Below are 14,246 nucleotides of genomic sequence, written 5' to 3'. Positions count from 1 at the left end.
ATTCAATGGGGTGGAAGGTGCGGGGTGCGGTTCAGTGCGACCCCATGGCGCGGCGGACAAGCCAGTCTTTCAGTGGGCCGCTGTGTTCAAAGCTGGTCATGCCCCAATTGCGCAGCATCTGCAATGGACCTTCGGGGCGAGAAAACAATTGCTGCAACCCATCGGTTGTCAGCCCCATGGGCAAGATGGCCGCCTTGCGCTGGCGCTCATAGCGGCGCAGCAGACGCAGGTCGCCGACGCTGCGCCAACTGCTGCGCTCACGCAAAATTTGCGCCAGCGCCTGCACGTCGCCCAGCCCCAGGTTCAGCCCCTGTCCGGCCAGCGGATGCACGTTGTGCGCCGCATCACCGGCCAGCACCCAACTGCCGCTGCCTTGCTCGGGCGCCAAGGCACCGCACCATTGGCGCGCTTGCGCCAGTTGCAGCGGCCAAGTGGCGCGCTCACTGCTCAGGCGCACGCTGCCCAAGACTCCATGGCTGGCCGCTTTCAGGCGTTGTGCAAAAGTATCGGCGTCCAAGGCCAGCAAACCGGCCACTTGCTCCGGAGGGACTGACCAGACCACGGCGACAGAGTTCCCCTCGGCCCCGCCCAACGGTAAAAAAGCCAGGATGCTGCCCTGCGAAAACCACTGACGTGCCACCTGGCCATGCGCTTGCTCGCATACTAGGCGCGTGGCAATGGCGTGCTGCGGGTAGGGCGTGACGTCAAAGTCCACACCCCATTCGGCGCGCGTGCGGCTGGCGCGGCCTTCGCAAATGGCGGTCAGTGTGGCCGGTACTGGCGCGCTGACCACTTCCACCTGTGGTTGGTAACGCACCGCCTCGGCCAAGCGCGCTTCCAGCGCTGGCACATCGACAATCCAGGTCAGCGCCGGCACACCCTGCGCGGCGGCGTCAAAACGCACGCTGGCGCCTTGGTCGCCCCACACCTGCATTTGCGTGATGGCGGTGGCATGGGCGGCGTCGGGCCAGCTTCGCAGCGATTCGAGCACCTGGCGCGAGGCGGTGTTGAGCGCATAGGCGCGCACATCGGCAAGGGCAGAGGGGAGGGGCGGCGGTGCAACCAGCGCCACGCGCAGGCGCTCGCGGGCGAGCAACAGGGCCAGGGTGCGGCCGACAACGCCGGCCCCGCGGATACAGACATCAAAGGATTGCGGCATGGCGGCATTGTAGGAGGGCACTTTGCCGGCTTGAGCGCCAGCAAAGGAGGGGGCTGGCGCAGCGGCCTAAAATGCCGGGTTTGTCTCCCGAAACCTAGAAAGCCCTGCCATGAGCCTCCAATGCGGCATCGTGGGCCTGCCCAACGTCGGCAAGTCCACCCTTTTCAACGCGCTGACCAAGGCCGGCATCGCCGCCGAAAACTACCCCTTCTGCACCATTGAGCCGAACACTGGCGTGGTCGAAGTGCCCGATCCGCGTCTGCACCAACTGGCTGAAATCATCACTCCCGAGCGCATCGTGCCGGCCATCGTCGAGTTCGTCGATATTGCCGGCCTGGTGGCCGGTGCCAGCACCGGAGAAGGCCTGGGTAACAAGTTCCTGGCCCACATCCGCGAAACTGACGCCACCGTCAACGTGGTGCGCTGCTTTGAAGACGACAACGTGATCCACGTCGCCGGCAAGGTCGATCCGATCTCCGACATCGAAGTCATCCAGACCGAGCTGTGCCTGGCCGATCTGGCGACAGTCGAAAAAGCGCTGCACCGCCACACCAAAACCGCCCGTTCGGGTGACAAGGACGCCATCAAACTGGTGGCCTTGCTGGAGCAATGCCAGGCCGCGCTGAACGAGAACATCCCGGTGCGCGCGCTGGAATTCAGCAAAGAAGACCAGCCTTTGGTGAAGCAGTTTTCGCTGATCACCGCCAAGCCGGCGATGTTTGTCGCCAACGTCGCTGAAGATGGGTTTGAGAACAACCCCTTCCTCGACCGCCTGCGCGAATACGCTGACAAGCAGGGCGCGCCGGTGGTCGCCATCTGCGCCAAGATCGAAGCCGAGCTGAGCGAGATGGACGATGAGGACAAAAAAATGTTCTTGGCGGAAATCGGCCAGACCGAGCCGGGCCTGGACCGCCTGATCCGCGCCGCCTACAAGCTGCTGGGCCTGCAAACCTACTTCACCGCCGGCGTCAAAGAAGTGCGCGCCTGGACCATCCACATCGGCGACACCGGCCCGCAGGCCGCTGGCGTGATCCACGGCGACTTTGAGCGCGGCTTCATCCGCGCCCAGACCATTGCCTTTGACGACTTCATCCAGTTCAAGGGCGAGCAGGGCGCCAAAGACGCCGGCAAGATGCGTGCTGAAGGCAAAGAATACGTGGTCAAGGACGGCGACGTGCTGAACTTCTTGTTCAACGTCTAAAAGCTCTCAAGCTTTAAATAATTAAAAGCGCCACTCGGCGCTTTTTTCACATCAACTGCGCCAGCGCCTCGCCCAGCTGGGGGTAGCGAAACACGAAGCCCGCCTCTTGCGCGCGGCGCGGTTGCAGGCGCTGGCCGCCCAGCAGCAGGACGGACATATCGCCCAGCGCCAGCTTCAGCGCCCAGGCCGGTGCGGGCAGGAGGGCTGGGCGGTGCAGGGCGTCGGCCAAGGCCTGGGTGAACTCGGCGTTGCGCACCAGCCCCGGCCCGCAGGCGTTGAAGACGCCGTTGCACTCGGGGTGTTGCAGCAAAAAATCAATCAGCGCGACTTGGTCTTGCAGGTGTATCCAGGGCATCCATTGCCGACCGCTGCCCAGGCGCCCGCCCAGCCCCAGGCTGAACGGCAGGCGCAGCTTGGCCAACATACCACCCGTCGGCGATAGCACCGGCGCGGTGCGCAGCAGCACCACGCGTACACCCCACTGCCGTGCGCGCTCGGCTTCTTGTTCCCAGGCGATGCACAGCTGGCTGCCAAAGTCGGCCGGCCCGGTGGCACTGGTTTCGTCCAGCAGTTTTTCACCTTGGTTACCATACCAGCCCACGGCTGAGCCAGAAATCAACACTGGCGCCGGCGTGGCTTGCCGCCCCAGCCAGTCCACCAGCGTGCGCGTCAGGTCGATGCGGCTGTGCCACAGCAACTGGCGCCGGCCCCCGCTCCAGCGGCTGTCGGCAATCGGCGCGCCGGCCAGATTGATGACGGCGTCCAGGGCCAGGTCAGCGGGCAAGTCTTCTAACGCGGCCACACCACGCGCGCCGCTGCACAGCGCCGGCACCTCTTGTGCGCGGCGGCTCCAGACCCACAGTTCGTGGCCTTGTTGGCGCCAGTGCGCGGACAATGCCCGGCCAATCAGGCCGGTGCCGCCGGTGATGAGGATACGCATGGTTTTTCTCCTTGTATCAAGCGCAAACAGGGGTTTACCACGGCAAACGCTGGCCGTCGTAAGCACAGAAGCTGCCCGAGTCTTCTGCGCCCAAGCTGTCCAGCACGCCCAGCAAATCGGCGGCTGCCGCCACTGCGGGCCGGCCGATCTCGGCGCCGCGAAACGGCGCCGACAAGGGCGAGTCCACCGTACCGGGGTGCAGTGCGGCCAACACCGTTTTGGGATGCGTGCGCGCCAGTTCGATGGCGGCGGTTTTGATGAGCATGTTCAGCGCCGCCTTGGAGGCGCGGTAGCTGTACCAGCCGCCCAGGCGGTTGTCGCCAATGCTGCCGACTTTGGCGGACAGCACCGCGCACAGGCTGCGTTCTTGCGGCGCCAGCAGCGGCGCAAAGTGCGCCAGCACCAGCGCCGGGCCAAAGGTGTTGGTGGTGAAACTGGCCATCAGGTGCGCGTAGTTCAGCTGGCTCAAGCGCTTTTCTGGCCCAGCGCTGGGGCTGTGCAACATCCCGGTCGCCACCACCAGCAAATGCAGCGGCGCAAAGTCGGCTTGGCTGCGCACGTATTCGGCGGCGGCGGCAATGCTGGCTTCCTCGGCAAAGTCGATGGGCGGCGTGCTACTGCGGCCCAGCGCCAGTACTTGGCTGCAGCGCGGGTCGGCTTGCAGTTGCTGGAGCATGGCGGCGCCGATGGCGCCAGAGGCACCGATGACGAGGGCGCGATAGCCCGGTGGGAGTGATTGCATCGGGGGTCTCCTGTCAAAAATCGGGCTTGCGGGTCGCTATGTAGGCCGTTGTTGGCACTGCCTGGGTCGGTGGGTGTTGGCGCCGGCAGCGTTCAGAGCAGTAGCGCACTTGCTCCCAATCTCTGGCCCATTTTTTGCGCCAAGTAAAAGGGCGGTCGCAGTGTTGGCACAGTTTTTCCGGGAGGTGGTTTTTCTTGTGCATGGGTCACCGGGCGGCGTTGTCGTAGCGCCATTGCGCCACCCAGGGTGCCAGTTGTGACAAGCCCTGTACGGCGGTGATGCCGGGCAGCGGTTTTTGGTACAGCGCGCTGCACGCGCCGCCCACCCACAGGGCCCGCTCTGGGGGCAGCTGGCGGCGCAGTTCGTGCAGTTGGGTCAGCACCACCGGGCCGCTTTGCAGATTGGTAAAACTCAGCGCCACGACATCGGCGCGGTGTGCTTGCGCCGCTTGCACGATGTCGCCGAGCGGCGTTTGCGTGCCCAGCGAGATGCAGGTGCAGCCCTCCAGCGCCAGCAGCGCTTCGAGCATCAGCAACCCCAGGCCGTGCGGCTCGCGCTGCACGGTGGTCAGCAGCACGCGCGGCCCCAGCACTCCCTGTGATGCCGGCGGCATGGCCAGCGTGGCAATCGCCGAGCGCAGCACGCCGGTGATGACCTCGGTGTACAGGTGCTCTTCAAAGATCTCAAAGCGCCCCTGCGCCCAGGCATCGCCGACGGCGGTGGTCAGCGGCGCCACCACTTCGGTGACGAAATGCGCCAAGCCCCTGCGCCACTGCGCTTGCAGCAGCGCGTGGCGCAGTGCCTGCGGGTCGTGTGCCGCAATGGCGTCCAGCAGCGCCGGCACCTGCGGCGCATCCCCCGCCTGCGGCGGTGTTGGTTGGGTTGCACTTTCTGGGGTGGCGGGATCCAGCAGCGCTTGCAGGGCGTCGTTGTCCAGCCCGACCACCTTGCCGGGGCGCATGCCGGCGTCCAGCAGGCGCCGAATCAGCTTGAGTTGCAGCACTTGTGCCATGGGGTACATGCGGTCGCCCGCCGCATCGCGCAGCGGCGCGGGAAAGCCATAGCGCTTCTCCCACACGCGCAGCGTGTCTTTGGCCACGCCGGTTTCGCGCTCGACGGCGGCAATCGACAAGGCCGCACTTTCCGGTGGCATAGCAGGGGCGGGCATAGGGGGGAGGTGCGCAGGGTTATCCATCAGCATGTGGGACAAAAAATTGGCATTGCGTAAATTGTCTAAGACAAATATGATTTTGTCTAATCAATTTCAACCGCTTCTAGGTCAAAGCTCATGAAAATTGCAGTCATCGGTTCAGGGATTTCGGGGTTGGCCGCGGCGCACCGCCTGCGTGGACAGGCGCGGGTCACGGTGTTTGAAGCGGGCAGCTATTTTGGCGGCCATACCCATACGGTCGATGTCAGCCTGCCCGATGCCAGCGGCCAAGTGGTGACGCACGGCGTCGATACCGGCTTTTTGGTGTTCAACGAGCGCACCTACCCCGGTCTGATCGCCTTGTTGGCAGAGTTGGGCGTGCCGACAGTGCGCTCCGATATGTCGTTTTCTGTGCAGGCGTCCGGCGCGGGCATTTGGGGTGCGCAGGCGCTGGAGTGGAGCGGCTCCAGTGTGCGCACGGTGTTCGCGCAAAAACGCAACCTGCTGCGCCCGCGCTTTTGGGGCATGTTGCAAGAGCTGCTGCGCTTTAACCGGCTGTGCACGGCGCTGGCCGAGGCGGGCGAAGACGCCGCGCTGCATCAGCCACTGGGCGACTTTTTAGACCAGCACCGCTTTGGTGCGGCATTTCGGGATTGGTATTTTCTGCCGATGCTGGGCTGCATCTGGAGCTGCCCGACCGACCAGATGCTGCGCTTTCCGGTCGCCACCATGATCCGCTTTTGCCACAACCACGGGCTGATGCAAGTGAGCGACCGGCCGCAGTGGTTCACCGTGGCCGGTGGTGCGCGCCAGTATGTCCACCACCTGCTGCAAGGCGTGGACGATGCGCGCCTGTCCACGCCAGTGCAGCGCATCGTGCGCGACGCTGCCGGGGTGCATATTTACAGCGCCGGGCAGGTCGAGCGCTTTGACGCAGTGGTGCTGGCCGTGCACAGCGACCAGGCGCTGCGCCTGCTGGCCCAGCCGACGGCGCAGGAAGGCCGGGTGCTGGACGCCATCCGCTACCAGCCCAACCGCGCCGTGCTGCACACCGATGCCCGTGTGCTGCCGCGCCGGCGCAGCGCCTGGGCCGCCTGGAACTACGAACGCGCCGCCAGCACGCAGAGCGGCGCGGCGCGGGTGTGTTTGCACTACTGGATCAACCGCCTGCAGCCGCTGCCTTTTGCCCAGCCGGTGATTGTTTCCCTCAACCCGGCGCGCGCCCTCGATCCGGCGCAGGTGCTGGCCGAGTTTGACTACGAGCACCCGCTGTTCGACCGGGGCGCCATCGCCGCCCAGGCACAGGTGGCGCAGCTGCAGGGCGTGCAGGACACCTGGTTTTGCGGTGCCTGGACCGGTTACGGCTTCCATGAAGACGGCCTGCAATCGGGCTACCGCGCGGCTGACCTGTTGCTGGCGCAGATGCGCCGTCAGAAGGTGGCATGAACACGCCCGCCGACACCACCACCGATACCGGCACTGCAGGAGTTGCTGCCGTGCCACACATCGGTTTTGGCCATGTCTGGCACACCCGGCTGCGCCCGCAGCGGCACCGCTTTATCTACCCGACTTTTTTCTTGCTGCTGCCGATGCGCAGCCTGCGCCAGCGGCCCGAGGCTGCGGGTGTGCTGGCGTGCAACCACTGGGGCGCGCTGGCCTTTTACGACACCGACCACGGCGATGGCCGCAGCGCCGAACAAGGCGGGGCGCTGGCGTGGCTGGAAGAATTGCTGGCGCGCGAAAACATCACCGACGCCGACGGCGAAATCTGGCTGCACTGTTACCCGCGCGTGCTCGGTTACAGCTTCAAACCGGTGAGTTTTTGGTACTGCCACCGCAAGGACGGCAGCCTGCGCAGCATCGTCGCCGAGGTGAACAACACCTTTGGCGAGCGCCACACCTACGTGCTTGACCAGCCGCAGTACGGCCAAGAGATCGCGGTGGACAAGGTGTTCCATGTCTCGCCGTTTTGCCCGGTGGAAGGCAGCTACCGCTTTGAATTTCAGCGCAGCGGCGCGCAGGGGCTGCAAACCACGCGCCTGCGTATCGACTACCACGACCACCAAGGTCCGCTGCTGCTGACCGGCATGGGCGGGCGCTTGCAACCGCTGACGGCCGCCAGCCGCCACAACGCCCTGTGGCGCTATCCGCTGCTGACGCTGGCCGTCATCGCCCGCATCCACTGGCACGCGCTGCGGCTGTGGCTCAAGCGCGCGCCGTTTCACTCCAAGCCACCGCCGCCAGCGCAGCCGGTTTCCCGTTCTGCACCGCCTTCCTCGCCACCTCTTTGAACTCAACCATGAACACCACCACCGTTCCTTCATTGGCGCTGGAGCGCCACAGCGATTTGCCCTCCGACCTGCTGGCTGATATTCCCCGCGCTGCCCGCGCTGGCGTGCGCTTGTTGCAGCGCTTGCAGCACGGCACGCTGCTGCTAGAGTTGCCGGGTGGCCGCACGCTGCGCCTGGGCAGCGGCAGCACGCCGACCGCCAACCTGCGCCTGCACAACTGGAGCGTGTTTGCTGCCGTGCTGCGCTCCGGCGACATTGGTTTGGCCGAGGGCTATATCGCCCAAGACTGGAGCACGCCGCATTTGGCCGAGCTGCTCAAACTCTTGATGGCCAACCGGGAGACGCTGGAATCGCTGGTCTACGGCGCCTGGTGGGGCCGCTTGGCCTACCAGCTACGCCATCTGCTCAACCGCAACACCCGGGCCGGCAGCCGCCGCAACATCCACGCGCACTACGACTTGGGCAACGCCTTTTATCGCCTGTGGCTGGACCCGAGCATGAACTACTCGTCCGCCTGGTTTGAGGGCAACCTGCAGGGCGACCTGACGCAAGCGCAACACGCCAAAGTGCGCCGCGCCTTGCACAGTGCCGGTGTGCAGCCCGGCAGCCGCGTGCTGGAGATTGGCTGTGGCTGGGGCGCGCTGGCGGAGATGGGCGCCGGCGAATTCCAGGCCCACGTCACCGGTGTGACCCTGTCGAGCGAACAACTGGCCTACGCCCAAAGCCGCGCGGATCAAGCTGGGCTGGCCGCGCAGGTCGTTTTGCGCCTGCAGGACTACCGCGACATCAACGCTGGCCCTGACGGCCTTTATGACGCGATTTGCTCCATCGAGATGGTCGAGGCCGTCGGCCAGTCGTATTGGCCCAGCTACTTTGGCGCGCTGCAGCGCCTGCTCAAACCCGGCGGGCGCGCCTGCGTGCAAAGCATCGTCATCGACGACGCGCTGTTTGAGCGCTACGTGCGCGGCACCGATTTCATCCAGCAATATATTTTTCCGGGCGGCTGCTTGCCCAGCCCGTCGCGCTTCCAAGCGGCTGCCGAGCAGGCCGGTTTGCGCGTCGAGCAAGCCTTCTCTTTTGGCCCGGACTACGCCGAAACCCTGCGCCGCTGGCACCACAGCTTTGCCCAGCAGCGCGCCCAAGTGCAAGCGCAGGGCTTTGACCCAGCGTTCCAGCGCACCTGGGAGTTTTACCTCGCCTACTGCGAAGCCTCGTTTGATACCGCCAACATCGACGTGGTGCAGTACACGCTGGTGAAAGATTGAATATAAAAAATGATAGCTATAAGCGCATGTATTTAAAGGGTTAGAGCCTGTTTATGCTTAAAAATCCGGTCAATAGCTGGGTTCTGGATGCCCCGCACGTTGCCATGGCGCCTTTGCCGTGGCGCGCCGGCCTGCGCTATGGGCTGCTGGGGCTGCCGCTGGCGTTTGCGGCGTTACCGCTGTATGTGGTGCTGCCGCATTACTACGCCGACCAGCTCGGGCTGTCGCTGGCGACGGTGGGGGCGCTGCTGATGGCGGTGCGCTTGCTGGATGCCGTGGTCGAGCCGCTGCTGGGGCGCCTGAGCGACTGGCTGTATGACCGCGCCACGCGCGCCGTGCTGTGGCTGGCCGGTGCATCGGCGCTGGTGCAGGTACTGGGTATGGCAGGTTTGTTTTTTCCGGCGGTGCGAGCACCCCAGGCGCTGGCGCTGTGGCTGGTAGTGGGGCTGGTATTGACCAGTGTGGCGCACAGCCAGCTGGTGATTGCGCACCAAGCCTGGGGCGTGCGCTTGGGTGGCGACACGCTGCAGCGCAGCCACATCGTCGCTTGGCGCGAGGGGCTGGGCTTGGTCGGGGTGATTGCCGCCAGTGCACTGTCAGTGGCTTGGGGGCCAGCGGTCATGTTGCTGGCTTTGGTGCTGGCTTTTTTGCTGGGCTGGTGGGCACTGTGGCAGGCGCCGCGCCCGCCACACCTGCCCGCCATGGCGCCGACACGGCAGGTGCCGGCCTACCGCTTGTGGGCACCGCTGCAGGTGCCAGCGTTTCGCCGTTTGCTGGCGGTATTTTTGTGCAATGGCATTGCCAGCGCCATCCCTGCTGCACTGCTGCTGTTTTTTGCCCAAGACCGGCTGCAGGCCACCCCGGCGCAGATGGCGCTGCTGCTGGTGCTGTATTTCGTCTGCGGCGCGTTGTCCCTGCCCGGTTGGTTGCGCGGCGTGCGCCGCTTTGGCCTGGAGCGCTCTTGGCTGGCCGGCATGCTGCTGGCGGTGCTGTGCTTTGGCTGGACGGCGGGCTTGGGCAGTGGGCAGGTGTGGGCCTTTGCCGTCATTTGCGCGCTGACGGGCGTGGCATTGGGCGCCGATCTGGTGGTGCCCGGCGCGCTGCTGGCGCGCCTGGTCGAGCGCCAAGGCGCCCAAGGCCAGCACGACGGCGCCTATTTGGGCTGGTGGAATCTGGCTACCAAACTGAATCTGGCGCTGGCCGCTGGCGCGGCGCTGCCGCTGCTGCAATGGGGCGGCTACGTCTCCGGCAGCCAAGACGCGCAGGCCTTGGAACACTTGTCCTGGGCCTATGCGTTGCTGCCCTGTGCACTGAAACTGCTGGCCGCGGCGCTGTTGTATGGCTTGTTCATCCACCGGGCCGAGCGCCCCGCCTCCTTGAAAGGAATGCCGCTGTGAATACCACCCTTCTCCCACGTCGCCACCTGCTGCTCAGCGCCGTCGCTGGCGCTGCCGCTCTCGCTGGCTTGTCCGGCTGTGCCAGCCCCCAGCCCACCGACTACGCCCAGGAGCGCCCGCTGCTGGAGCTGGACCAGTACTTCAATGGCCGCGTGCGCGCGCACGGCATCTTCCAAAAGCGCGGCGGTGCCGTGGCGCGGCGCTTTACCGTCGTCATGGACTGCCACTGGCAGGGCAATGAAGGTGTGCTGGACGAAGCCTTTACCTACTCGGACGGCAGCACCGATCGGCGCATTTGGCGCCTGACCAAACACGCCGATGGCCGCTACACCGGCCGCGCCGACGATGTGGTCGGTGAGGCCCAGGGCCAGACCGCCGGCAACGCCTTTCGCTGGAACTACACCCTGCGCCTGCCGGTGGACGGCAGCACCTACGAGGTGCAGTTGGACGACTGGATGTTTCTCATCGACGCTCAGGTGCTGCTCAACCGCGCCACCATGAGCAAGTGGGGTGTGCAACTGGGCGAGCTGACCCTGTCGTTCACCAAGGAATGACGCCGTGGCCCTGAACCCCCGCATCACCGACTGGCACGGCCAACGCGTCTGGTTGATTGGCGCCTCCAGCGGCATTGGCCGCGCCGTGGCCGAGGCGCTGCACGCACGCGGGGCGCAGGTGTGTGTGTCTGCGCGCCAACCGGCGCCGCTGGAAGAATTTGCCCGCCAACACCCTGGCAGCCAGGCGCTGGTGCTGGACGCCACCGATGCCGCCGCTGTCGCCACTGCCGCGCAGCAGTTGCTGGCGGACGGCCCGCTGGACTTGGTCTGCTACTGCGCCGGCCACTACCAAGCGATGCGCGCCACCGACATCGACCTGCCCGAGCTGCTGCGCCACCAGCAGGTCAACGTGGCTGGCGCGCTGCATGTGTTGGCCGCTGTGGTGCCAGCCTTGTTAGGCGCGGCCAAGGCGGGCCGTGCGCCGCACCTGAGCCTCGTCGCCAGCGTGGCCGGCTGGCGTGGACTACCGCAAAGTTTGGCCTATGGCCCGACCAAAGCCGCCCTGATCAATTTAGCTGAGGTGCTGTTTTTGGACCTGCGCCCGCACGGCGTCGGCGTCAGCGTGGTCTGCCCCGGCTTTGTCGATACGCCGCTGACGGCACAGAACGCATTTCCCATGCCTGCCCTGATCACCCCTGCCCAGGCGGCCCAAGCCATGCTGCGCGGCTGGGCGCGAGGCGACTTTGAGATGCATTTCCCCCGACGTTTCACGGTGATACTCAAGCTGCTGCGCGTGTTGCCCTACCGCTGGTATTTCGCCTTGGTGCACCGCTTGACAGGTTTGTGACGCATGACTTCCACCACCCTCACCGCCACGATGGCGATGACTTCTTCTCGTTCTGCCACTGTGTCAGCGGCTTCAGCCGCCCAGGCGGCGTTGACCACCGCTGCCGCGGTACACCGCCTGGCGCAGCTGTACGAGAGCCTCTCGCCTGAGATGCTGCCCCAGTTGGCACAGTGCTATGCCAGCGGCGCGCGCTTCAAAGACCCGTTCAACGACCTCCAAGGCGTGCCCGCCATCGTGCGCGTGTTTGAGCACATGTTTGCCACGCTGGAGCGGCCGCGCTTTGTCGTCACCCAGCGCATCGTGCAGGGCGATCAGGCGTTTTTGGTGTGGGAGTTTTACTTTCGCCTGCGCCACAAACGCTGGTGCAACGAGCAGTTCATCCGCGGCGCCACCCATTTGCAATTGGATGCGCACGGCTTGGTCGCGCTGCACCGCGATTACTGGGATGCCGCCGAAGAGCTGTATGAAAAACTCCCCGCCCTGGGGGGTCTGATGCGCTGGTTGCGCCGCCAAATGGCGACCACATAAGCACTGAATAAGCGCTAAATATTGGTCAAATATGCCTCTATCCCTTTAGATACGTGCGCTAGTAGCTATCAAAATAATACAAAACCATGTCTGATCCGATCACCTCGTACCCCCTGTGGTTGCAGTCTTTGCTGCGTGGGCCGACCGCGCTGGCTGCTGATGCGCGCTGCATTGAAACCCATATCTCGTGGGTGGTGCTGGCGGGCGAGCGGGTGTTCAAGTTCAAAAAACCGCTGTCGCTCGGGTTTTTAGACTTTGGCACGCTGGCGCTGCGCCGCCACGCCTGCGAGGAAGAATTGCGCATCAACCGCCGCACCGCGCCGCAGTTGTACGAGGCGGTGGTGGCGCTGGTGGGGCCGGCGCAGGCGCCGCGCCTGGTGCCATTGGTCAATGTGCAACCCCAAGACGAGGTACTGGAGTACGGCGTGCAGATGCAGCGTTTTGCCGACGGCCAACTGTTGGCCGAGCAACTGGCCGCTGGTGCTTTGCAGTCGTCGGAGTTGAGCCCCTTGGCCGAGCGCGTGGCGCAGTTGCACGCCAGCGCGGCAGTGGCACCCCCGGACAGCGACTGGGGCAGTGCCGCGCTGGTGCGCCAGCAGGCGCAGACCAACCTCGACACCTTGGCTGCTTTGCCGCTGCCCGAGACCGACCGCCGCACGTTGCAGGCGCTGCAAGCCTGGACGCAGCGCGAAGGCGAGCGCCTGCAGCCGCTGCTGGCCGCACGCAAGGCGGCAGGGCAGGTGCGTGAATGCCATGGCGATTTGCACTTGGGCAACTTGGTGCAGTTGGCCGATGGGCCGCAGTTGTTTGACGCGATTGAATTCAGCGAGGCGCTGCGCTTTATTGATCCGATGGCCGATGTCGCCTTCTTGTGCATGGACTTGCAGGCGCGCGGCCGGCCCGATTTGGGCTGGCATTTTTTGAATGGTTGGCTGGAGCACAGCGGCGACTACGCTGGCCTGGAGTTGCTGCCGTGGTATCTGGTCTACCGCGCGCTGGTGCGGGCCATGGTGGCGGGCTTGCGCTGCGGGCAGGCCGGGCAGGGCGAGCAAAACGATGCCAGCCTGCAGGCATTGCAGCGCTATCTGGCGCTGGCCGGGCAGCTGTGCCAGCCGCGCCCGCGTGCGCTGTGGCTGGCGCAGGGGGTCTCGGGTGCCGGCAAGAGCCACCACAGCGCACCGCTGGTCGCTGCGCGCGGCATGGTGCGTCTGCGCGCTGACGTAGAGCGTAAGCGCCTGTTCGGTCTGGCGCCGACGGCGGCCAGCGCGGCGCGGGTGTCCCAGAGCATTTACGACGCCGACACCACCGTGCGCACCTACGCACAACTGCTGGCACTGGCGCGCACGGTGCTGGAGGCCGGCTTTGCCGTGCTGGTCGATGCCACCTTTTTGGCGTACAGCCAGCGCGCCCCGTTCAGGGCGCTGGCCGCAGAAAAAGAGGTGCCGTTCGCCATCCTGGCCTTTGATGCGCCAGTACCCGTGTTGCAAGAGCGCGTGCAGCGGCGTTTGCAGCGCGGCGGTAATGCGTCTGAGGCAACGTTGGAGGTGCTGGCCGCGCAGCTGGCACGGCGCGAGCCGCTCAGTACGCAAGAGCAGGCGTTGGCGCTGTGCATCGATACCACGCAGCCGGTGAACTGGGCCGTGCTGATGCCGCCCGCAGAGGTCGTCAGTGCGCCAGCAAGCCCGGCCACAACTGCAGCATCACCGTCGTCATGATCAGGTAACGAAAGAATTTGCCTACTGCCATGTAGGCCAGACAGGGCCAGAACGGCAGCTTAAGCCAGCCGGCCACGGCGCACAGTGGATCACCCACCACCGGCAGCCAGCTCAGCAGGCAGGCTTTGGCGCCAAAGCGGCGCACCCAGGCCAGTGCGTGCACATTGGTGTGCTCGCCGCGTGCGCGGTCCACCACCTTGTGCGCGCCCAAACCCATCCACCAGCTGACCCCACCGCCCAGCGTGTTGCCGGCCGTGGCCACCAGAATGGCCGGCCAGAACATGGCCGGGTTGAGCTTGATGAGGCCGAACACCGCAGGCTCGGAGCCCAGCGGCAGCAGGGTGGCCGAGATGAACGAGACGACAAATACCGTGCCCAGGCCAAATTGCGGCAGTGCGAGCACATCGAGCAGGTGTAACAGCCAAGATTCCATACGTCGGGCGAGTGTAGTGCTGCGTGGCGGCTTCTGGATTGGTAGCACGGTGGGTGCTTAAATTTTGTGCAGGTACAATTTCGC

General features: G+C 65.4%; 15 protein-coding genes. 9 read left to right on the top strand and 6 right to left on the bottom strand.

The genetic code is table 11. The features are described 5' to 3' along the window. Positions 1–31 precede the first annotated feature (31 nt). The gene (locus tag Q390_RS0106825) at positions 32–1,159 is read right to left on the bottom strand and encodes an FAD-dependent monooxygenase (RefSeq protein WP_027995390.1); all 1,128 of its coding nucleotides are present in this window, start codon (positions 1,157–1,159) and stop codon (positions 32–34) included. Positions 1,160–1,268: 109 nt separating this feature from the next. On the opposite strand from Q390_RS0106825, the gene ychF reads away from it, so the two are divergent. Further along, on the top strand, positions 1,269–2,360 hold the full coding sequence (gene ychF / locus Q390_RS0106820; protein ID WP_027995389.1) for a redox-regulated ATPase YchF: 1,092 nt from the start codon (positions 1,269–1,271) through the stop codon (positions 2,358–2,360). 46 nt (positions 2,361–2,406) lie between these two features. Here the strand turns inward: ychF and Q390_RS0106815 are convergent, their stop codons facing one another. From Q390_RS0106815 to Q390_RS0106805, 4 genes are read right to left on the bottom strand one after another with little or no spacing between them, the layout of a single operon-like run. Next, complete coding sequence (locus Q390_RS0106815) at positions 2,407–3,300, bottom strand: TIGR01777 family oxidoreductase (RefSeq protein ID WP_027995388.1); 894 nt, start codon at positions 3,298–3,300, stop codon at positions 2,407–2,409. Positions 3,301–3,334: 34 nt separating this feature from the next. Further along, on the bottom strand, positions 3,335–4,042 hold the full coding sequence (locus Q390_RS0106810) for an SDR family NAD(P)-dependent oxidoreductase (protein ID WP_027995387.1): 708 nt from the start codon (positions 4,040–4,042) through the stop codon (positions 3,335–3,337). 13 nt (positions 4,043–4,055) lie between these two features. Beyond that, positions 4,056–4,244 carry a DUF2256 domain-containing protein gene (locus tag Q390_RS19420; RefSeq protein ID WP_084153809.1) on the bottom strand — a complete coding sequence of 63 codons (189 nt, stop codon included), beginning with the start codon at positions 4,242–4,244 and terminating at the stop codon, positions 4,056–4,058. 3 nt (positions 4,245–4,247) lie between these two features. Further along, positions 4,248–5,210 (bottom strand): MerR family transcriptional regulator, encoded by a 963-nt coding sequence (locus tag Q390_RS0106805; RefSeq protein ID WP_027995386.1) that lies wholly within the window; start codon positions 5,208–5,210, stop codon positions 4,248–4,250. A gap of 120 nt (positions 5,211–5,330) precedes the next feature. On the opposite strand from Q390_RS0106805, the gene Q390_RS0106800 reads away from it, so the two are divergent. The 8 genes from Q390_RS0106800 (at position 5,331) to Q390_RS17805 (ending at position 13,729) form a co-directional block, all read left to right on the top strand. After that, a complete protein-coding gene (locus Q390_RS0106800) occupies positions 5,331–6,638 on the top strand; it encodes an NAD(P)/FAD-dependent oxidoreductase (RefSeq protein WP_027995385.1) in 1,308 nt (435 codons plus the stop codon). Beyond that, positions 6,635–7,483, top strand: a complete 849-nt coding sequence (locus tag Q390_RS0106795; RefSeq protein ID WP_051603095.1) for a DUF1365 domain-containing protein — start codon at positions 6,635–6,637, stop codon at positions 7,481–7,483. Before Q390_RS0106800 ends, Q390_RS0106795 begins: the two co-directional genes overlap by 4 nt. Before the next feature lie 8 nt (positions 7,484–7,491). Beyond that, the gene (locus Q390_RS0106790) at positions 7,492–8,748 is read left to right on the top strand and encodes an SAM-dependent methyltransferase (RefSeq protein WP_027995383.1); all 1,257 of its coding nucleotides are present in this window, start codon (positions 7,492–7,494) and stop codon (positions 8,746–8,748) included. A gap of 53 nt (positions 8,749–8,801) precedes the next feature. After that, a complete protein-coding gene (locus Q390_RS0106785) occupies positions 8,802–10,145 on the top strand; it encodes an MFS transporter (protein ID WP_051603094.1) in 1,344 nt (447 codons plus the stop codon). Further along, the gene (locus Q390_RS0106780) at positions 10,142–10,699 is read left to right on the top strand and encodes a DUF3833 domain-containing protein (RefSeq protein ID WP_027995381.1); all 558 of its coding nucleotides are present in this window, start codon (positions 10,142–10,144) and stop codon (positions 10,697–10,699) included. Before Q390_RS0106785 ends, Q390_RS0106780 begins: the two co-directional genes overlap by 4 nt. Positions 10,700–10,703: 4 nt before the next feature. Continuing rightward, the gene (locus Q390_RS0106775) at positions 10,704–11,486 is read left to right on the top strand and encodes an SDR family NAD(P)-dependent oxidoreductase (protein WP_027995380.1); all 783 of its coding nucleotides are present in this window, start codon (positions 10,704–10,706) and stop codon (positions 11,484–11,486) included. 36 nt (positions 11,487–11,522) lie between these two features. Beyond that, positions 11,523–12,014 (top strand): nuclear transport factor 2 family protein, encoded by a 492-nt coding sequence (locus Q390_RS0106770; RefSeq protein ID WP_051603118.1) that lies wholly within the window; start codon positions 11,523–11,525, stop codon positions 12,012–12,014. A gap of 86 nt (positions 12,015–12,100) precedes the next feature. After that, the gene (locus Q390_RS17805) at positions 12,101–13,729 is read left to right on the top strand and encodes a bifunctional aminoglycoside phosphotransferase/ATP-binding protein (protein ID WP_051603093.1); all 1,629 of its coding nucleotides are present in this window, start codon (positions 12,101–12,103) and stop codon (positions 13,727–13,729) included. On the opposite strand, the gene Q390_RS0106760 is transcribed toward Q390_RS17805, so the two are convergent. After that, positions 13,680–14,162 carry a YqaA family protein gene (locus Q390_RS0106760; protein WP_027995378.1) on the bottom strand — a complete coding sequence of 161 codons (483 nt, stop codon included), beginning with the start codon at positions 14,160–14,162 and terminating at the stop codon, positions 13,680–13,682. The two genes, Q390_RS17805 and Q390_RS0106760, sit on opposite strands and share 50 nt — an antisense overlap. Positions 14,163–14,246: the final 84 nt, after the last annotated feature.

It is taken from the genome of Simplicispira psychrophila DSM 11588 (assembly GCF_000688255.1).
GTDB lineage: Bacteria > Pseudomonadota > Gammaproteobacteria > Burkholderiales > Burkholderiaceae_C > Simplicispira > Simplicispira psychrophila.
The sequence above is the reverse complement of the archived record's forward strand: the minus strand, read 5'-3'. Positions and strand labels throughout refer to the sequence as shown.